Origin of the sequence: Xanthomonas arboricola pv. populi, from assembly GCF_002939945.1 — a bacterium.
Classification (GTDB): domain Bacteria; phylum Pseudomonadota; class Gammaproteobacteria; order Xanthomonadales; family Xanthomonadaceae; genus Xanthomonas; species Xanthomonas arboricola_A.
Genome location: NZ_MDEB01000001.1, coordinates 393,642 through 412,213 on the forward strand (window position 1 = coordinate 393,642; position 18,572 = coordinate 412,213).

Consider the following 18,572-nt stretch of genomic DNA (forward strand, 5'->3'; position numbering starts at 1 on the left):
TCGCTCGTACCCTCATCCGCCCTTCGGGCACCTTCTCCCCGTGGGAGAAGGGATGCTCCGCACTTCTGCACTTCTGCACTTCTGAGTCTCTTCGTTATCTGTGTCTGCGTTCCGCAGATCGCACCGCGCACCCAGCACATCCGCACGCCCAGGTACCCGCAGCAACGCCCGCCCACCGACCTGCGCAATCAAGCGAGCACAACATGCTAAGATGCATTTGATAACCATTCCCATTAGTGACCAATGCGCCCCACGCTCCTTGTCACCGCGCTCGCCGCCGCCTTCGCTTTCCCCTCGCCGCGCGCCTTCGCCCAACAACACGCCAACACCTCGGCAACCGTCACCGACCTGGATGGCGTCGAGGTCGTCGGCCGTGCGCAGACGCTGTACAAATCCGACGACGCCGCAGTGGCCACCCGCACCGACACGCCGTTGGCGCTGGTTCCGCAGTCGGTCCAGGTACTGCCGCGCGAACTGATCGACGACCAGGCCGCACGCCAGATCACCGATCTGTATCGCAGCATCAGCGGCATCAGCTTCTTCAGCTATGCCGGCGTCACCCTGCGCGGATTCCGCCAGGAAAACGTGCTGTACGACGGATTGCGCGGCGATCCGTATGCCGGCTTCTCGGTGCCGCAGCTGTTCAATATCGAACGCGTGGAAGTGCTCAAGGGTCCGGCCGGTGCGTTGTACGGCGGCGGCGAACCCGGTGGCGTCATCAATTACGTCACCCGCAAACCCGGCCATCAGGCCGCGCGCCGGGTAGAGCTGCAGGTGGGCAATCAATCCTTCGGTGCGGCCTCGTTCGAAGCCACCGGCCCGGCACGCGAAGACGGACGCATTCGCTACCGCATCGGCGCGTATGCCGATGGCGAGGACGGTTTTCGCCGCAACACCGATAGCCAGAGCCAGATCGGCGATGCATCGGTGGCGCTCGATATCGGTCAGACCGGCGAGCTCACCTTGCAGTACACCGACATCACCCAGAACCTGGGCGGCAATCGCCTGCGCGGCGTGCCGGTGGACGACGACGGCAACTTCCTCACCGACCGTCGCTGGAATCACAACGAACCCACCGATTTCCTGGACATGCGCGCCAAGGTGGCGTTCGCGCAGTATCGCTTCGCACCGTCCGATGCGTGGGACGTGGACATGGCGCTGCGCTGGTTCAAGAACGACGAGCATCAGATCTATCACGAGCCGATGGGCCTGATCGACCGCGATGGCGACGGCTCCGCCGAATGGATGACGCGGCAGTTGCGCAATCAGTTCCGCGACAACGATGCGATCTCCAGCAACGTCAACGCCGTGTTCCGCACCCGCATCGGCGCGATCGAGCACAAGCTGCTGATGGGTGCGGACTACTATCGGCTGGATGCGGATTTCCGCGCGCAGACCGCCAACACCGCCGACACCGGCCGCGTGCGCGGGCCCGTGCCGGGCATCGATCTGTTCAACCCGGCGTATGGCCGCAGCGGCTTTTACGACTACGGTCTGGACAGCCTGCCCTCGCGCGCCACCAGCACGCGCAGTCAGCGCTACGGCGCGTATCTGCAGGACGAACTCACGCTGACGCCGCGCTGGTTTGCGATGGCCGGACTGCGTTGGGATGGCTTCAAGGACGACAACTTGCTGGACGGCTCGCGCGTCACCGGCAACGATCTCAGCTGGCGTGTGGGCAGCACATTCGTGCTGCGCGATGGCATCAACGCGTACGCAAGTTATGCCAGCGGCTTCCTGCCGCAGGATGCGGCCAATCAGGACAGCAGCGTCGGCGGGCCGTTCGATCCCGAGCGCAGCACGCAGTGGGAAGTGGGCCTGAAGACCGCGCTCAACGATGGCGGGCTGACGCTCAACACCGCGCTGTACCGCATCGAACGCAGCAACATCGTGCAGGCCAACGGCAGTATCGTCGATGGCGTCAATCAGCTCTCCGCGCTCGGCCTGGTGCGCAGCGAAGGCCTGGAAGTGGATCTGCTGGCCGACCTCACCGAACGCTGGGTGCTCAACCTGACCTACGCCTACAACGATGCACGCGTGCTCGATGCGGGCACCAACGGCATCACCAATGCGTCCGGCGACCGCTTCGCCAATGCACCGCGCAACACCTTCGGTCTGTGGACGCGTTACGACCTGCCGGCCTGGAACTCGGCGATTGCCTTCGGCGCCGACTACGTGGGCGAGCGGGTCAGCCTGGAAGGTCAGCGCGTCAAGCCGTACGCCATCTTCGACATCAGCTGGCAGACGCAGTGGGATGCCTGGAAACTGCAGGTCAACGTCAAGAACCTGTTCGACAAGGTCTATGCCGTCAGCGGATTCACCGAACGCACCGGTCACTTTCCTGGCGAACCGCGCCGCATCTACGCGCAGCTGGCTTACAGTTTTTAAGCATGGCAGACGGGCGCCTGCCCAGGTCTTATCACTGCGACAACTGTGACGTTCGTCGGCCATCGCGGCGCGCCGCACGTGCAGTTGCGACCTCGACCACGGCAGTGCAATGAACCTGCGCCGAATCAGGCAGGCCGGAATCAGCCAGACTTTAACGTCCGGTAGGACACACTAGAGGCCGTCGCGATATGGAATGTGTTTTCACACGATCGCCCTCCTCCCCCCACTGACCGGAATCCGCATGCCTCAGCTTGCCCGCTCCGTTTCCGCCCTGTTGCCCCTGCTCGTTGCCACTGCCTGCTCGGCAGCGCCGCCCGCCAAGTCCGGCCCACCGGACGCGCCGGTCGCCGCCTGCACCGCCAAAGTGCGCCCAGGGCAGGATCTGCAGAAAGCCATCGACAAGCTCCCGCAAAGCGATACGCCTGCGGTGTTGTGCCTGGAAAAAGGCGAATTTCCGCTCAACGGACTGGTCTCGATCCACCGCGGCAACCTCACCCTGCGCGGCAAGGGCCCGACCACCGTAGTGCGCATGGCCGATGGCGTGCAGCAACCGGCGCTGGTGGTCGGCGACTACGAAAACCAGCAGCCGACCGGCGTGATCCGCAATGTCAGCATCGAAGACATGCAGATCGTCGCCAGCACCGGCGACAAGGAATTCATGCCCGAGCGTCCGTACCTGAGCAATAGCGCGGTGGTCGTGCGTTCCGGTCAGGGCATCCGGCTCGCCGGCCTGCAGGTCAACAAGTGCCGCAGCGCCTGCCTGCTGAGCGAGTACGACACCCGCGAGATCACCATCGAAAACAACGATGTCTCCGGCGCGATCTGGGACGGCGTATCGTTCAACCGCACCGCCAAGGTCACGATGGTCAACAACTACATCCACGACAACGTGGCCGCAGGCCTGACCACCGAACATCTGGAAGACAGCGAGATCCGCAACAACCGCTTCGAGCGTAACGGCAGCCAGGGCATTTATCTGTCCGACGCGCGCCGCAATCGCTTCAGCAACAATCAGTTCGACGGCAACAAGGTCGCCGGCGTCTTCCTGGCCTGTGCCATCCGTTATCGCACGCCGGAAATCCTGTGCTGGGACAACAGCATGAGCCAGGACAACGTGTTCGAGAACAACCGCTTCTCCAGTACGCCGTTCACCTACACCATCGGTGTGGACCGCGCAGCCAACTGCACCGCGGCCGACTTCAAGCCGAACCTGTGGCGCAACAACCAGGCCGATGTAGCCGGCGTGGATATCGAGCCGCAGCGCTACGGTTATTGCGTGCGCCACGAGTGATCGCAGCAGCGGCCGGCAGCGCGTGAGCGCATGCCGGCCGCTGGAGTTTCAACTCCGCATGCAGCAGCGTTACGACGCCAACGCCTGTTCGTGCACGCCGGCAATCGCACGGCCGGACGGGTCGGCCATCGCGGCGAAACTGGCATCCCAGGCGATCGCGGTCGGTGACGAACAGGCGATCGACTTGCCACCCGGCACCGTCTCGGCAGCCGCCTGGCTGGGGAAGAACTGCTCGAACAGCGTGCGATAGAAATACGCTTCCTTGGTCTGCGGCGGATTGACCGGAAAACGCCTGGAAGCGGCAGCCAGCTCGCGGTCGCTCACATGCGCAGCAGCATGCGCCTTGAGTCCATCGATCCAGCCATAGCCCACGCCATCGCTGAACTGCTCCTTCTGCCGCCACAGGATCGATTCGGGCAGATAGCCGGCAAACGCTTCGCGCAACACGCCCTTTTCCATCCGCGTGGCGCCGCTGCTGGTGTTGTCGATCATCTTGAAGCTGGCGTCCATGCGCATGGCCACGTCCAGGAACTCGCGATCCAGGAACGGCACGCGCGGCTCCACGCCCCAGGCCATCATCGACTTGTTGGCGCGCAGGCAGTCGTAGTTGTTGAGCGCATCCAGCTTGCGTACCAGTTCCTCGTGGAATTCGCGTGCGTTGGGTGCCTTGTGGAAGTACAGATAGCCACCGAAGATTTCGTCGCTGCCTTCGCCCGACAGCACCATCTTCACGCCCATCGCCTTGATGCGTCGTGCCAGCAGGAACATCGGCGTGGAGGCGCGAATGGTGGTGACGTCGTAGGTCTCGATATGGCGGATCACCTCGGGCAGCGCATCCAGGCCCTCGTCGAAGCTGTACTCGAAGCCGTGATGCACGGTACCCAGCGCGGCGGCGGCGACTTCGGCCGCGGCCAGGTCCGGCGAGCCTTTCAAACCAATCGCGAACGAATGCAGGCGCGGCCACCAGGCTTCGGTGGTGTCGTTCTCTTCGATGCGATGGCGTGCGTAGCGTGCGGCGACTGCAGCGACCAGCGACGAATCCAGCCCGCCGGACAGCAGCACGCCATACGGCACATCGGTCATCAACTGACGATGCACCGCGCGCTCGAAGGCCTCGCGCAATTCCTGCAGTTGCACCTGCACGCCTTCCACCTCGGCGTATTCGCGCCAGGAGCGCTCGTAGTAGCGACTCAGTGCGCCGGTGGCGCTGTCGTACCAATGGCCGGGCGGGAACTGCGCCGCATCGGCGCAGTCGTCCACGAGCGACTTCAGTTCCGAGGCCACTCGCAGCCGGCCTTCGCGATCGTGGCCCCAGTACAGCGGCACCACGCCGATCGGATCGCGCGCAATGATCACCCGCCCGGAGGCTTTGTCCCATAGCGCGAATGCGAAGATGCCGTTGAGACGGTTGAGGTAGGAGGCCGGCGCATCCTCGCGATACAGCGCGTTAATCACCTCGCAATCGGAGCCGGTCTGGAAGGCGTACGGCTGCACCAGTTCCTGTTTGAGCTCGCGATGGTTGTAGATCTCCCCATTCACCGCGAGCGCAAGCTCGCCATCTTCTGACAACAAGGGCTGCGAGCCGCCGGCCGGGTCGACGATGGCCAGCCGCTCGTGCACCAGGATCGCACCGGCGTCGACATACACGCCGCTCCAGTCCGGGCCACGGTGACGCTGCCGCTGCGAACATTCCAGCGCCTGCCGGCGCAATGCCTGCAGATCGTCACCGGGTTGCAGGCCGAAAATACCGAAGATGGAACACATGGAAACACTCCTGGATGAAACTGCGGGGGTTGGCGGCCGGTGGAAGAGCGTGCTGCACGAGAATGACACCCATAAAAAAACCCGCATCGGCCGATGCGGGTTCTCTGATTCCTGGGCGTTTGGTTTTACTTCGCCTAGTCGCAGATCCGCATCGGCCGCGCACGATTGTTCGCGCGCAGAGTGTTGCGGTTGGCGTTATTGAGGTTGGCGAGCTGGACGACCATGTGACCGACGCTAACCGTTCGTTTTCGATCGCGCAACTGTTTCAGCGGCAACGACGGCGGCAACTGCTCCGTCAATCGACCAACAGCCGCTCGATCAGGCGGCGATACAACGCCGGCAAGGCTTGCAGATCGGCCACGCGCACATGCTCGTCGACCTGGTGGATGCTGGCGTTGACCGGGCCGACCTCGATGCATTGCGCACCCAGCGGCGCGATGAAGCGCGCATCCGAAGTACCGCCGCCGGTGCTTTCCTCCGGCGGTGCGCCGGCAAACTGCCCCAATACCTCACGCGCGACGCTGCGCAGGCGGCCTTCCGGGGTGTAGAACGGCTCGCCGCTGCGATGCCAGCGCAGCGCATAGTCCAGCCCGTGGCGATCCAGCAATGCGGTGATTTCCGCTTCCAGCCGCGGCGCATCCCACAGCGGGGTGTAGCGCAGATTGAAGGCCACCTGCAGCTCGCCCGGAATCACGTTGTTGGCGCCGGTGCCGGCATGGATGTTCGACACCTGCAGGCTGGTCGGCGGAAAACTCTCGAAGCCCTGGTCCCACTGCCGCGCCACCAGCTCGGCCAATGCCGGCGCGGCCAGATGGATCGGATTGCGCGCCTTGTGCGGATACGCCACGTGCCCCTGCACGCCCTTGACGACCAGCGTGCCGGACAGACTGCCGCGGCGACCAACGCGCAACAGGTCGCCCAGCCGTTCGGTGGACGAGGGCTCGCCGGTGATGCACCAGTCGATCGCCTGCCCGCGCCCGCGGAACAGCTCGGCCACGCGCCGCACGCCGTCGATGGCATCGCCTTCTTCATCGGAGGTCAGCAACACCGCCAGCGTGCCGGCATGCTGCGGATGGGCAGCGACGAACTGTTCGGCAGCGATCGCGAAGGCGGCCACGCTTCCCTTCATATCGGCCGTGCCGCGCCCGTACAGCACACCATCGCGGATCTGCGGATCGAACGGATCGCTGGTCCACGCCTCGCGCGGGCCCGGCGGCACCACATCGGTGTGCCCGAGCAGCACCAGCACCGGCGCACCGCTGCCATGCGTGGCCCACAGGTTGTCGACCTCGCCCAGGCGCAGGTGCTCGCAGGCGAATCCGGCAGCCTCCAGGCGCTGGGCAATCACAGCCTGACAGCCGGCATCGTCCGGTGTCACCGAAGCGCGTGCGATCAGCTCGCAGGCCAATTGCAGTACGTCGCTGGTCATGTTCGTTCTTCCGATAAAAAGATGCACCTGGGCCGCGGGCATCAGCAGGCAGTCTGCCTTCCAAGCGCCCGTCCCGCACAGGTCTGTGCGAACCGATGACGCGGTGGCGCCATCAGGCGATGTCGAACCGTGCCTTGAACCCGTTGTCGGAGAAGCCCTGACTGAGCGCGCCATCGTCGTTCACCACCACCGGGCGGCGGATCAATTGCGGGTATTCGCGCAGCAGCAGCTTCCATTCGGCGTCCGAACCGGGCGTCTTCTTGTTGTCGGGCAGCTGGCGCCAGGTGGTCGAGGACTTGTTGATCAGGGCCTCGAATCCGCCGGCCTTGCCGGCCCAGTCCACCAGCGTCTCCGGTGCGGGTGTGTGCTCGCGGTAATCGACGAAGGTGTAGGCCACGCCGAAGCGGTCCAGCCACTTGGTCGCCTTCTTGCAGGTGTCGCAGTTCTTCAATCCGTAGAGCGTGGTCATCTCATCCCCTTTTCGACTCCGCGGCGCGCGCTTGCACGCGCCAACAGGGTGCTTGCCAATTGATCGCGTTCCTGCCCGCGTGCGGGCAGGAACACCACATCGGCGCGTGTGCCGTGGAATTTCAGCGCCATCCGCCGTGGCGGAATCAGCCATGCCGCATCGACCGAGCGCAACTCGGCCAGGTCCACGCGCTGCGACCGTCCTTGCTGCACGATCTCCAGTGCATCGCCCGCATCGCGGACCTGCGCCCAGCGGCTGGATGCCCATGCCAGACGCAGGGTCATCAGCACCACCAGTGCAGGCGCCAGCCAACGCAGGACCTCCAGCTGCTGCGGCACGCCATCGCGCGCCAGCGAGCCGGCCACGTAGAGCGCCACCCATCCCAACCACAGGGCCGGGATGCCCCAACGGACCCAGCCACTGAGCGGCCGCGACAGCATGGTGCCGCGCGCAGGCTGCGCGGTACTCAATCGGCCAGGCCGCGCAGCAATTCGTTGACGCTGGTCTTGCTGCGCGTCTTGGCATCCACCTGCTTGACGATCACCGCGCAATACAGCGAATGCGAGCCATCTTTGGACGGCAGCTGGCCGGACACCACCACACTGTAAGGCGGCACGTAGCCGTAGGAAATCTCGCCGGTGGCGCGGTTGTAGATGCGCGTGCTCTGGCTGATGAACACGCCCATGCCGATCACGCTGTGGTGACCGATCACCACGCCTTCGACCACTTCCGAACGCGCACCGATGAAGCAATGATCCTCGATGATGGTCGGGCTGGCCTGCAGCGGTTCGAGCACGCCGCCGATGCCGGCGCCACCGGACAGATGGCAATGCGCGCCGATCTGCGCGCAGGACCCTACCGTGGCCCAGGTATCGACCATGGTGCCTTCGCCCACATAGGCGCCGATATTGGTGAAGCTCGGCATCAGCACCACGTCCTTGCCGAAATAGCTGCCGCGACGCGCGACCGCACCCGGCACCACGCGCACGCCGGCCTTGCGGAACTCGGCCTCGCCGAAGCCGGCAAAACGCGACTCCACCTTGTCCCAGAACGGTGCCGGCTGCGCGTCGATGACCGCCATCTCGTTAACGCGGAAATACAGCAGCACGGCCTTCTTCAGCCACGCGTTGACGGTCCAGCCGCCCTGCCCGTCCGGCTCGGCGACGCGGAACTCGCCGCTCTCCAGGCCGTCGATGACGCGGGTGACGATGGCGCGGGTGGAGCCGTCGATCTCGTCGACGGTCAAGCTGGCGCGGCGCTCGAACGCGCTTTCGATACCGAACTTGAGTTCGTCATTGCCCACCGGCGTTGCAGCGCTGCGCACGGCCTTTTCGGCGATCGGCAGTTTCTTCGCAGCTGCAGCCTTCTTGGCAGCCGGTGCGGACACCACGCTGGTCGGCTGCTTGGCCTCGCGCGGGGTTGCACTGGCCGCCGGCCTGGTCGCGCTTTTCTTGGTCACGTTCTTGGCGACGCTTTTGCTGGCGGCAACAGGCTTGCCAGCCGCCGCCGTGGTCTTGCGCTTGTCGACGGCCGGTGCCTGACGCGCCTTGCCGCTTTTGCTTGTCGCGCGCTCGGGCGCTGCGCTGGTGGTGGTCGCGCCCTGCTTGCGCGCGATCTTCTTGCTGGTGGCCATGGGGGTCTCCGAACGGACTACTGGGTGGGATCGAGGCAGGCGCACAGCGCATCGCGCAGCGCCTGCCGGGCGGATTCGGACAACGGGCGGTCGTGCTCGTCGGTGATCTGGAACTGGTCTTCGGCACGCTCGCCAAACGTGGCGATGCGCGCATCGTGCACGCGCAGATGTTGCAGGCGCAGCACGTTGGCCACATCGGCCAGCAAGCCAGGGCGGTCGGGTGCCACCAGACTGATACGGGTGCGGCGGCCGCCGGCGCTTTCGCTGAATTCCACGCGCGGCGCAAACCGGAAGTGGCGCAACTGACGCGGCACCGCACGCCGCGAGGGCCGCACCTTGTGCAGATCGCCGGCCAGCACCTGGCGCAAGGCCGCGGCCAGACGCTGCGGGTCGCCATCGGCGGAGCTGTCCTGCGGCAGCACTTCGAACACGTCGAAGATGGCATCGTTGGGTGCATCCAGCACGCGTGCGCGGTGGATGCCGTAGCCCTTGCGATCCAGCGTGGCGACGATCGCGGAGAACAGGCCATCGCGGTCGCGCGAGTACACGAAGACTTCCAGCGCGTCGTTGTCCGGCACCGCGCGGCGCGCCTTGACCGTGGTCTGGCCGATCTGCACTTCGATCAGCGAGACCGCCTGCCAGGCCAGTTGCTCGGGACGGAATCGCAAAAAATTCTCGTCCGGCATCCCGGCGAACTGGCGGTCGATGGTGGCATCGTCGTGGCCTTGCGCCTGCATCAGCGCGCGTGCCGATTCGCGCGCTTCGCGCAGGCGCTCTTCGCGCGGCGGCGGATGTTCCAGGCCCTCGCGCAGTGCGCGCCGCGCGGCGAAGTACAGGTCGGCCAGCAGCCGGTCCTTCCACGCGTTCCACAGCTTGGGACTGGTGCCGGCGATATCGGCGCAGGTCAGCAGATACAGATGGTCCAGACGCTCGCGCGTGCCGACCAAGGTGGCGAAACGATGGATCACCTCCGGGTCGGAGATGTCCTGCTTCTGCGCGGTCACCGACATGCGCAGATGCTGTTCCACCAACCAGGCCACCAGCGCGGTATCGCCTTCGCTGAGCCGATGCGCCTGGCAGAACATGCGCGCATCCACCGCGCCCAGCTCGGAATGATCGCCGCCGCGGCCCTTGGCGATGTCGTGAAACAGGCCGGCCAGCAGCAGCAATTCCGGCTTGCGCAGGCGCGGCCAGACTTCGTGGGTGATCGAAAAACGCTCGTCGGCGCGACCGGCGGCAAACAGCGAGATGTTCCGCAGCACCATCAAGGTGTGCTGGTCCACCGTGTAGACATGGAACAGGTCGAACTGCATGCGCCCGGACACGCTGGCGAATGCCGGAATCCACTGGCCCAGCACGCCCAGGCGCGCCATGCGGTTGAGCGACTCCACCGCCCGCGGGCCGCGCAGCAACGCCATGAAGCGGTCGCGCGCGGTCGCATCGGCCACGTCGTAGGCCGGCAACTCGCGCAGCACCTCGGCCAGCGCGCGCGCGGTCAGCGAATGCAGCCCGCGTACCTCGCGATGCGCCGCCCACTGCGCGAACAGCGCAAAGACCTGCAGCACATCGCCGGCCGGCCAGTCCTCTGCATCCGCAGCCAGATAACCGCGGCGCAGGCTGAAGCCCTCGCCGAGCGGCTCCGGCACCGCTTCGCCATCGAATTGTTCTTCGAAGCGCTGCAGCAAGCGGTCGCTGATGCGGCGGATCAACGCCGCGCTGCGGTAGAAGCGCTGCATCATCTTTTCCACGCCCAGGCTTTCCGGGTCGTCGGCAAAGCCCAGCCGCTGGGCAAGCGTCTTCTGGTAATCGAACCCCAGCCGCTCTTCCGGCCGTTTGGCGACCAGGTGCAAGCCGAACCGCAACCGCGCCAGCTCCTCGCGTTCGCGCCGCAACGCTGCGGCCTCGTCGAAACCGACATGGCCGAGTCCGACCAGCGCCTCCAGATCCTTGACCCCGAACGCGCGCAGCGCCATCCAGCCCAACGTCTGCAGATCGCGCAGACCGCCGGGGCCGTCCTTGATATCCGGTTCGAGATTGTCGGCGGTATCGCCGAAGCGTTGATGCCGCGCCAGCAGCTCTTCGCGCTTGGCCTGGAAGAACTCGCGCGCCGGCCACACCTGTTGCGGCGAAATCGCGGCCACCAGGGCGGCACGCGCCTGGCTGCCGGCCACCAGCGGGCGCGATTCGATCAAGGCGGTCAGCACCGTCTGGTCGGCGGCCGCTGCGGTGCACTGCGCCGGCGAGCGCACCGCGTGGCTGATCGGCAGGCCTACATCCCACAGCAAGGCGAACAACCGCGCCAGGGCCTGCTCGTGCTGTTGCTGCACGCCGGTCTCGCCCAGCACCAGCACATCCACATCCGAGCGCGGGAACAGTTCGCCGCGCCCATAGCCACCCACGGCATGCAACGACAGCCCGGCATCGGCCGGGATGCAGCGCGTCCACGCATTGCGCATCAATTGATCGACCGCGCGCGCGCGCAGGGCCACCAGGCGCTCGATCGGCTCACCCTGATCGAAGCGCTTGCACAGGCGCATGTCGGCATGCACCAGCAGCGGGCGCGCTTGCGCGGCCCACTCGGCATCGCCGGCGACACCCGGGTCGGGTCGGTCCGCCGGCGTGGCCGTCATACCGGAGCGGGAGCGTTCGGCGACAGCGTCAGCACGTCCACGCCGTCTTCGGTCACCGCGACCATGTGTTCCCACTGGGCGGACAACTTGCGGTCCTTGGTCACCACGGTCCAGCCGTCCGGCAGGGTCTTATGGTGATAGGTGCCTTCGTTGATCATCGGTTCGATGGTGAAGGTCATGCCGGGCTTGAGCACCAGGCCTTCGCCGGGACGGCCGTAATGCATCACCTGCGGTTCGTCGTGGTAGACCTTGCCGATGCCGTGGCCGCAGTAGTCGCGCACCACGCTGAAGCGCTCGGCTTCGGCAAATTTCTGGATCGCGTGACCGACATCGCCCAGCGTTGCGCCCGGCTTGACCGCGCGGATGCCCCGCCACATCGCCTCGTAGGTGGTATCGACCAGGCGTCTGGCCATCACCGACGGCGTGCCGACGTAATACATGCGGCTGGTGTCGCCATGCCAGCCGTCCTTGATGACAGTGACGTCGATATTGACGATGTCACCGTCCTTCAGGACCTTGGCCGCGCTCGGGATGCCGTGACAGATCACGTTGTTGACCGAGGTGCACACGCTCTTGGGAAAGCCGCGATAGCCGACGTTGGCAGGTATGGTTCCCTGCACGTTGACGATGTGGTCGTGGCAGATGCGGTCCAGCTCGGCCGTGGTCACGCCCGCTTGCACGTAGGGACCCACGACATCGAGCACCTCGGCGGCCAGACGGCCGGCGACGCGCATCAGTTCGATTTCTTCTTTGGTTTTCAGATTGACGCTCATGACCGCAATTATCGCCGATTCGAGCTGAATCTGAACGGCCTGCGCAGGCGTTTTTTGCGCTGCGGAGGATGAACCTGCGAAACGGACGCGGCAGCAGGAAACCGGCGGCACCGCGTATTCATCTGTGACGCACTACCGCGCACGTCAAAAAATGCGTCAGCGGAGTCATCCGAAAGACATCCCACTTTCGCGAAAAACTCTTAGTTTAAACAGTGAGATAGCCAAATCATTCAGGGTAATCTTTGGCACAACTGGTGCATTGGAGGAAGCGCGACGAGTCGTCGCGTCACCAATGACCAGACCGGTCAAGGAAATGTCCATGCGTATTGTCCGCCCTGTCCTGCTGTCCCTCGGCCTGCTCTCGACCATTGGCGTTGCCACTGCAGCAGACACCACCACATTCAATGTCAAGATCGCCGTCACCAAGGCCTGCACCATCACCGCCGCCTCCGCGACGGACGTCGACTTCGGCTCGGTGTTGTCCACCTCGACCACCAATGCCGACGCCAACGGCAGCGTGACCGCCCATTGCACCGCGCTGACCCCGTACAACATCGCGTTGAGCGCGGGCAGCAATGCCGGCACCGCCAACGACGTCACCACCCGCCGCATGAAGAACACCGATGCGCTGATCACCGCCAACAACTTCATCGCCTACCAGCTGTACCAGGATCTGGGCCGCAGCACGGTGTGGGGCAGCACGACCGGCACCAATACGCTGAGCCGCACCGCCACCGGCATCAACCAGGTCTATCCGGTCTACGGCCGCGTGACCAACCCGTCCGCCAACAATCCCGCGACCGGTACCTACCAAGACACCATCACCGCCACGATCGTCTACTGAGCGCGCGCATGCCATTGCACCACCGCCTGTCGTACCGGATGCCGGCCTGGCTGGTCACGACCGGATTGAGCCTGACGCTGGCGCTTGGCAGCGGCTTGCCGCTGCCGCCGGCCCATGCGGCCAGCCTGCAGCTGGCACCGACCTCGCTGACGCTGAGCGCACAGCAGTCCGCCCATGGGCTCTGGCTGAGCAACAACGGCAGCGCGCCGGTGCAGGTGCAGACCCGCGCCTATCGCTGGACCCAGCGGGACGGCAAGGATCAGCTCGACCCGACCCAGGAACTGCTGGTCAGCCCACCGATGCGCACGCTGGCCGCCGGCGAGCGTCAATTGATTCGCGTGATTCGCGCCGGGCCCGCACCGGCCAGCGAGGAAGCCTGCTACCGCATCATCGTCGACGAATTGCCCAGCTCCGATGCGGATCTCAAGGGCATGCAGTTCGTATTGCGCTACTCGGTGCCGATCTTCCTGCTGCCGCCGGGCAAGACCGAATCCACGCCAATCTTGAGCACACAGGTGATTGCCGGCAGCGATGGCAATGCGCAGATCCAGATCAGCAACACCGGCAATGGGCACGCCCAGGTCGCCGATCTGCAGCATCGGATCGATGGCGCGACCAAGACCGCATTGAACGGGCTGGTGGGCTATGTCCTGCCCGGCCAGACCATGCGCTGGTCGCTGGGCGCGCCCCTGGCCCAGTTCGGCCGCGGCACCATCATCGCAAGGATCAATGGTGAGGCGGACGAACGCACCTTGTTGGCCGCGCCAGCAGCGCCGTGATGCGGGCCGGCTGGCGATGACGCTGCTTGCAACCGTCACCTGCCTGGCACATGCCGCCTCCGGCGATCTGGCCGATATGGCGCCACTGCCCGATCAGGCGCCGCAAAGCGTGGCCGACCTGCAGCAGACGTTGTATCTGGACGTCACCCTCAATCAAGCCGACCGTGGCCTGGCTCCGTTCGAACTGGTGGACGGCCACCTGCGCGGTTCGGTCGACACGCTGCGCAAGCTGGGCTTCATCCTGGCCGACCGCGCCGCCAGCGAGCTGGTCGACCTGGATGGCCTGCCCGACGTGGAAGTGCGCTACGACGCCGCACTGCAGCGACTGGCGCTGCAGGTGCCGCTGGCGCAGCTGTCGCTCTCCACCACGGTGCTCAAGGCCGAACAGGTCGCACCGGCCAGCGCCACCGCCTCACCAGGCATGCTGCTGAACTACGATTTCTATGCCACGCGCAACGCCGGGGCCAGCAGCGTGTCGCTGGCGACCGAGTTGCGCGGGTTCGGCATCGGCCGCGGCATGGTCGACACCACCGCGGTGTTCCTCGCCTACGACCGCCCGCAGGATCAGCGCTGGCGCAGCGAAGCGGTGCGCCTGGACAGCGCCTGGCAAATGGATTTCCCCGACAGCGCCACCAGCCTGACGGTCGGCGATTTCTACAGCGGCTTTGTCGACTGGAGCCGCTCGATCCGCCTGGGCGGGGTGCAGATCGGCCGCAATTACGCGTTGCAGCCGTACCGCGTGCTCACCCCCACACCAAGCTTTCTGGGCGAGGCGGTGGTGCCGTCGACCGTGGAGCTCTACGTCGATGGCCTGCGCCAGTACAGCGGACAGGTGCCGGCCGGCCCGTTCCAGCTGGCCGCGCAACCAGGCATCAGCGGTACCGGACAGGCGCAGATCGTGGTGACCGATGCGTTCGGCCAGGTGCGCCGGCTGGACTTCGCGTTCTATGGCACGCCGCAGCTGTTGGCCCGTGGCATTTCCGAGTGGTCGGTCGGCATCGGCCATCTGCGCCAGGACTATGGGGTGCGCTCGTTTTCCTACGATGCGCGTACGGTCGCCAGCGCTACCCTGCGCAAGGGATTGCGCGACGATTTCACCATCGAGGCGCATGCCGAAGCCGGCGGCGGCGTGGTCAATGCCGGTGCCGGCGGCGTGTGGCTGCTTGGCGTGGGTGGCGTGGTCAACGCGGCCTACGCGTATAGCGGGATGGATGCGCTGCGCGGCGGCCAGTACGTGCTGGGGTATGCCTGGAACAACCGTCGCTTCAACTTCACTGTCGGCACCCAGCGCACCCACGGCGACTACCGCGACCTGGGCGCGCTGCAGGGTGCATTGCCGGCGCGCATCAGCGACCGCGCGGTGTTCGGCATCAACGTCAATCCGATCGGCTCTCTGGGCACCAGCTATGTGCGGCTGAGCTACCCGCAAGGCGACACCTCGCGCTACGCGAGCCTGTTCTGGTCGCGCAGTTTCGGGCGCAACTGGGCGGCAAATCTGTCCGGCAACCAGAATCTGGATGTGCGCAGCGACCGCAGCCTGTACCTGTCGCTGTCGACCACGTTCGGCGAGTTGCGCCAGGCCAGCGCATCGATGCAGCGCAACGGCGACCGGACCGGGTTTGTGGCCGACCTCAGCCAGCCGCTGCCCGGCGACGGCGATCGGGACGGGATCGGTTGGCGGCTGCAGGGGCGTGCCGGCGACGATGCCAGCGGGAGCCTGGCCGAACTGGGATGGTTGAACCGCATCGGCCGCTACAACCTCGGCGTCGCCAACCAGGATGGCGACAATTTCGGCTACGCCAGCGCCAGCGGCAGCCTGGTGTGGATGAACGGCCGCGGCTTTGCCGCACGCGACATCCAGGATGCCTTTGCGGTGGTGTCCACGGACGGCCAGCCCGGCATTCCGGTGCGGCTGGAGAATCGCCTGATCGGCGTCACCGACGCGCGCGGGATGCTGCTGGTCACCCCGCTGCAGTCGTGGCAGCGCAACCAGCTGTCCATCGATACCCTGGACCTGCCGGCGGACCTGCGCGTGGACCGCGTCGACACCGCGGTAACGCCGCGCCAGCAGTCCGGGGTGGCGGTGCGCTTCGGCATCACCCGGGTACGCGCGGCCATGATCGTGCTGCACGACGCCCAGGGCGCGCCATTGCCGGTCGGCAGCGTGGTGCAGCGCGAAGGCGATGCCGAACGCGTGGTGGTCGGCTATGACGGCGAGACCTATCTGGACAACCTGCAGATCGACAACCGCATCATGGTCGAGCTACCCACTGGCCGCTGCAGCGCGCGGTTCACCTACCCGGCCAACCCCGGCGGCATTCCGCGGGTCGGCCCGCTGCCCTGCGTCCTCGAGCAGAACACCCCATGAGCCTGCCCGTACTCTGGCGCCTGACGCTCGCGCTGGCGATCGCCACGTTGTGGCTTGCACCCAACCAGAATGCGCGCGCGGACACGACCTGCAGCGTCACTCTCGGCACCCCGCTGGCGTTCGGCAATGTGGCGGCCAACGGCACCACCGATGCGGTGGCGACGCTCAACGTCACCTGCGCGACCGCCGCGCTCAGCGTGCTGGGCTATGCCCAGGTGAGTCTGTGCCTGGACCTCGGGCCGGGCAGCGCCAGCAACGGGCTGTACGCGCCGCGCCGCATGCTCAACCCCACCGGCGACGGCCTGGACTTCCAGATCTACAGCGAGGCCACACGCACCCAGATCTGGGGCGCCACCGGGTCGACGACGCCCTCGCCGCGCGTGCTGACGCTGTCCTACGGCGTTCCGGTGCTCACCGGCGGCTCGCAGACGGCCACCATCACTGTCTATGGGCGCATTCCGGCCAACCAGATCCTGTCGGTCGGCAACCACACCAGCAGCTTCGGTGGTGCCGACACCGTGCTGCGCTACTCCTACAACGAGAGCGTCATCGGTGTCCCGCCGCTGCCCAGCAGTTGCACGGCCGGCGGCAGCGGCGCCAAGACCGCCAGCAATGCCTTCCCCTTCACCGCCTCGGCCAACGTGCCGGCCCGCTGCAATACCTACGTCACCACCGACCTGGATTTCGGCAGCATCGCCGGCACCATCGATACGGCCATCGACCGCACCTCCACCATCAGCCTGTCGTGCACCAACCGCACCGCCTGGAATATCGGGCTGGGCGAGGGCATCAATGCCGCCGGCAGCATGCGGCGCATGCGCCATGCCAGCAGTGCCAACTACATCGTCTACGAGCTGTATCGGGACGCCGGCCGCAGCAACCGCTGGGGCACCAGCATCGGCATCGATACGCTCAGCGGCACCGGCAACGGAGTCGCCCAGACGGTGACCGTCTATGGTCGCGCGCCGGCACCGCAGCAGCCCATTGCGGGCACCTACAACGACACGGTGACCGTCTCCATCACTTACTGACAGTTAATAAAGTTCGTGTAGGGGGCGTCGCTATCTGTTACACCTCCAATGCAAACGATTGCTTTCATGACGCTGGTCACCTTACTCAAGCGCCTGACGCTGGTCGCCCTCGTCTGCACCGCGACCTCTACCGCGGCCAACGCGGCCAACGCTCTCGGCCCGGAAAACTTCACCCTGCATATCGGCCTGCGCCTGCTCAGCGGCTGCGAGCTGCGCACTGCACCGACGCACGCCAGCTGCTCCAGAGGCACGCCGATGGCGATCGCCCCGCCAGCCAACACCACCGAAGCCCCGGCCGTCACCAGCACCGGGCAGGATGCCAGCGCACTCGCCGGGCCAGCGCCTGCCGGCAGCGCGCGCATGACGACGATCGCGTTCTGACCGTGGCCGCGTCTCGCCCCTGTTGCTACCTGCTGGCGCTGGCGCTGGCCGGCCTGGCCATCGCCGGCAGCGCAGTTGGCGCCGAGATCGCCATCGCCCCGACCACCGCACGCATTCCCGCCGACAGCGACCAGGCCACCGTCTGGCTCTACAACCAGGCTGCGCAGCCGTGGCGCGCCGAAGCCAAACTCTACCGCTGGCGCCAGGACGGCGACCGCGAGCTGCTCGAACCGGCCACCGCGGCCACCGTCAGCCCGGCGCGTTTCGAAATTCCTCCGCAGGGCCGGCAGCTGCTGCGGGTGATCCGCCTGGGCCCCAGCCCAGCGCAGACTGAAGACAGCTACCGGTTGGTGGTGACCCAATATGCCGCCGGCAGCGACACCGAGCTGCTGCAGTATTCCACGCCGGTCTTCGCCATGCCGAGCCAGCCCGGCGCACAGCACCCGGTGCTGCAGGTCAGCGTGTCCGGCCGCGGCAGCGACCGCGTACTGCAGGTCCACAACGCCGGGCCGAGCCATGCCAGGCTGGCCGACCTGGCCTATATCGATGCCGGCGGGACCCGCCGCAGCATCCGCGACGACCTGGCCGGTTACGTGCTGCCCGGCCAGACCCGTCAATGGCCGCTGCCCGCCAACCTGCCCGCAGGCAATGGCCGCTTCGTGGCGCGCGTCAACAGCGACAGCGAGACTACGCTGGCACTGGAGCCGTGAATCGGGAGTCGGGAGTGGGGAATCGGTACGGCGCATCGCCGTAGTTGATCGTTTCGCTTGCGGATGCTCAAGCAGCTAGGCT

Annotated in this window: 15 protein-coding genes; 8 read left to right on the forward strand and 7 right to left on the reverse strand. The window is 66.1% G+C overall.

Annotation, left to right across the window (positions count from 1 at the left end):
* Nucleotides 1–243 precede the first annotated feature (243 nt).
* Nucleotides 244–2,388, forward strand: a complete 2,145-nt coding sequence (locus XaplCFBP3123_RS01955; RefSeq protein ID WP_104532571.1) for a TonB-dependent siderophore receptor — start codon at nt 244–246, stop codon at nt 2,386–2,388.
* Nucleotides 2,389–2,629: 241 nt separating this feature from the next.
* Nucleotides 2,630–3,679 (forward strand): type III secretion-associated outer membrane-bound protein HpaM, encoded by a 1,050-nt coding sequence (hpaM, locus tag XaplCFBP3123_RS01960; RefSeq protein ID WP_104532572.1) that lies wholly within the window; start codon nt 2,630–2,632, stop codon nt 3,677–3,679.
* A 69-nt stretch (nt 3,680–3,748) separates the two neighbouring features.
* Here hpaM and asnB read toward each other — a convergent pair whose 3' ends face one another.
* The 7 genes from asnB to map all read right to left on the reverse strand — a co-directional run bounded on the left by asnB (nt 3,749) and on the right by map (nt 12,377).
* Nucleotides 3,749–5,443 (reverse strand): asparagine synthase B, encoded by a 1,695-nt coding sequence (gene asnB / locus XaplCFBP3123_RS01965; RefSeq protein ID WP_104532573.1) that lies wholly within the window; start codon nt 5,441–5,443, stop codon nt 3,749–3,751.
* A 295-nt stretch (nt 5,444–5,738) separates the two neighbouring features.
* The gene (dapE, locus tag XaplCFBP3123_RS01970) at nt 5,739–6,872 is read right to left on the reverse strand and encodes a succinyl-diaminopimelate desuccinylase (RefSeq protein WP_104532574.1); all 1,134 of its coding nucleotides are present in this window, start codon (nt 6,870–6,872) and stop codon (nt 5,739–5,741) included.
* Nucleotides 6,873–6,984: 112 nt separating this feature from the next.
* Nucleotides 6,985–7,341 (reverse strand): arsenate reductase, encoded by a 357-nt coding sequence (locus tag XaplCFBP3123_RS01975; RefSeq protein WP_104532575.1) that lies wholly within the window; start codon nt 7,339–7,341, stop codon nt 6,985–6,987.
* On the reverse strand, nt 7,338–7,811 hold the full coding sequence (locus XaplCFBP3123_RS01980; protein ID WP_104532576.1) for a hypothetical protein: 474 nt from the start codon (nt 7,809–7,811) through the stop codon (nt 7,338–7,340). The genes XaplCFBP3123_RS01975 and XaplCFBP3123_RS01980 overlap by 4 nt, the downstream gene beginning before the upstream one ends.
* Nucleotides 7,808–8,974 carry a 2,3,4,5-tetrahydropyridine-2,6-dicarboxylate N-succinyltransferase gene (gene dapD, locus XaplCFBP3123_RS01985; RefSeq protein WP_104532577.1) on the reverse strand — a complete coding sequence of 389 codons (1,167 nt, stop codon included), beginning with the start codon at nt 8,972–8,974 and terminating at the stop codon, nt 7,808–7,810. The genes XaplCFBP3123_RS01980 and dapD overlap by 4 nt, the downstream gene beginning before the upstream one ends.
* Nucleotides 8,975–8,991: 17 nt before the next feature.
* A complete protein-coding gene (locus tag XaplCFBP3123_RS01990) occupies nt 8,992–11,604 on the reverse strand; it encodes a [protein-PII] uridylyltransferase (protein WP_104532578.1) in 2,613 nt (870 codons plus the stop codon).
* Nucleotides 11,601–12,377, reverse strand: coding sequence for a type I methionyl aminopeptidase (gene map / locus XaplCFBP3123_RS01995; RefSeq protein ID WP_104532579.1), 777 nt, complete (start codon nt 12,375–12,377; stop codon nt 11,601–11,603). Before map ends, XaplCFBP3123_RS01990 begins: the two co-directional genes overlap by 4 nt.
* Nucleotides 12,378–12,696: 319 nt before the next feature.
* Between map and XaplCFBP3123_RS02000 the strand changes: the two genes are divergently transcribed.
* Genes XaplCFBP3123_RS02000 through XaplCFBP3123_RS02025 form a run of 6 tightly spaced genes read left to right on the forward strand, consistent with a single transcriptional unit; the run spans nt 12,697 to nt 18,490 of the window.
* Nucleotides 12,697–13,221, forward strand: coding sequence for a Csu type fimbrial protein (locus XaplCFBP3123_RS02000; RefSeq protein WP_429001603.1), 525 nt, complete (start codon nt 12,697–12,699; stop codon nt 13,219–13,221).
* An 8-nt stretch (nt 13,222–13,229) separates the two neighbouring features.
* A complete protein-coding gene (locus XaplCFBP3123_RS02005; protein ID WP_104532581.1) occupies nt 13,230–14,000 on the forward strand; it encodes a fimbrial biogenesis chaperone in 771 nt (256 codons plus the stop codon).
* Between the two features lie 16 nt (nt 14,001–14,016).
* Nucleotides 14,017–16,368: a fimbria/pilus outer membrane usher protein gene (locus XaplCFBP3123_RS02010; protein ID WP_104532582.1), complete on the forward strand. Its 2,352-nt coding sequence runs from the start codon at nt 14,017–14,019 to the stop codon at nt 16,366–16,368.
* Entirely contained in the window at nt 16,365–17,399 is a 1,035-nt protein-coding gene (locus tag XaplCFBP3123_RS02015) for a Csu type fimbrial protein (protein ID WP_104532583.1), read from the forward strand. Before XaplCFBP3123_RS02010 ends, XaplCFBP3123_RS02015 begins: the two co-directional genes overlap by 4 nt.
* Before the next feature lie 48 nt (nt 17,400–17,447).
* Entirely contained in the window at nt 17,448–17,780 is a 333-nt protein-coding gene (locus XaplCFBP3123_RS02020; protein ID WP_104532584.1) for a hypothetical protein, read from the forward strand.
* A 2-nt stretch (nt 17,781–17,782) separates the two neighbouring features.
* Entirely contained in the window at nt 17,783–18,490 is a 708-nt protein-coding gene (locus tag XaplCFBP3123_RS02025) for a fimbrial biogenesis chaperone (protein ID WP_104532585.1), read from the forward strand.
* The last annotated feature ends 82 nt before the right edge of the window (nt 18,491–18,572 follow it).

Coding starts and splice junctions, on each gene's coding strand:
- XaplCFBP3123_RS01955 (WP_104532571.1), top strand. CDS start 244: ATGCGCCCCACGCTCCTTGTCACCGCGCTCGCCGCCGCCTTCGCTTTC.
- XaplCFBP3123_RS02000 (WP_429001603.1), top strand. CDS start 12,697: ATGCGTATTGTCCGCCCTGTCCTGCTGTCCCTCGGCCTGCTCTCGACC.
- asnB (WP_104532573.1), bottom strand. CDS start 5,443: ATGTGTTCCATCTTCGGTATTTTCGGCCTGCAACCCGGTGACGATCTG.
- XaplCFBP3123_RS01990 (WP_104532578.1), bottom strand. CDS start 11,604: ATGACGGCCACGCCGGCGGACCGACCCGACCCGGGTGTCGCCGGCGAT.
- XaplCFBP3123_RS02005 (WP_104532581.1), top strand. CDS start 13,230: ATGCCATTGCACCACCGCCTGTCGTACCGGATGCCGGCCTGGCTGGTC.
- dapD (WP_104532577.1), bottom strand. CDS start 8,974: ATGGCCACCAGCAAGAAGATCGCGCGCAAGCAGGGCGCGACCACCACC.
- dapE (WP_104532574.1), bottom strand. CDS start 6,872: ATGACCAGCGACGTACTGCAATTGGCCTGCGAGCTGATCGCACGCGCT.
- XaplCFBP3123_RS02010 (WP_104532582.1), top strand. CDS start 14,017: ATGACGCTGCTTGCAACCGTCACCTGCCTGGCACATGCCGCCTCCGGC.
- XaplCFBP3123_RS02020 (WP_104532584.1), top strand. CDS start 17,448: ATGCAAACGATTGCTTTCATGACGCTGGTCACCTTACTCAAGCGCCTG.
- XaplCFBP3123_RS02015 (WP_104532583.1), top strand. CDS start 16,365: ATGAGCCTGCCCGTACTCTGGCGCCTGACGCTCGCGCTGGCGATCGCC.
- map (WP_104532579.1), bottom strand. CDS start 12,377: ATGAGCGTCAATCTGAAAACCAAAGAAGAAATCGAACTGATGCGCGTC.
- hpaM (WP_104532572.1), top strand. CDS start 2,630: ATGCCTCAGCTTGCCCGCTCCGTTTCCGCCCTGTTGCCCCTGCTCGTT.
- XaplCFBP3123_RS01975 (WP_104532575.1), bottom strand. CDS start 7,341: ATGACCACGCTCTACGGATTGAAGAACTGCGACACCTGCAAGAAGGCG.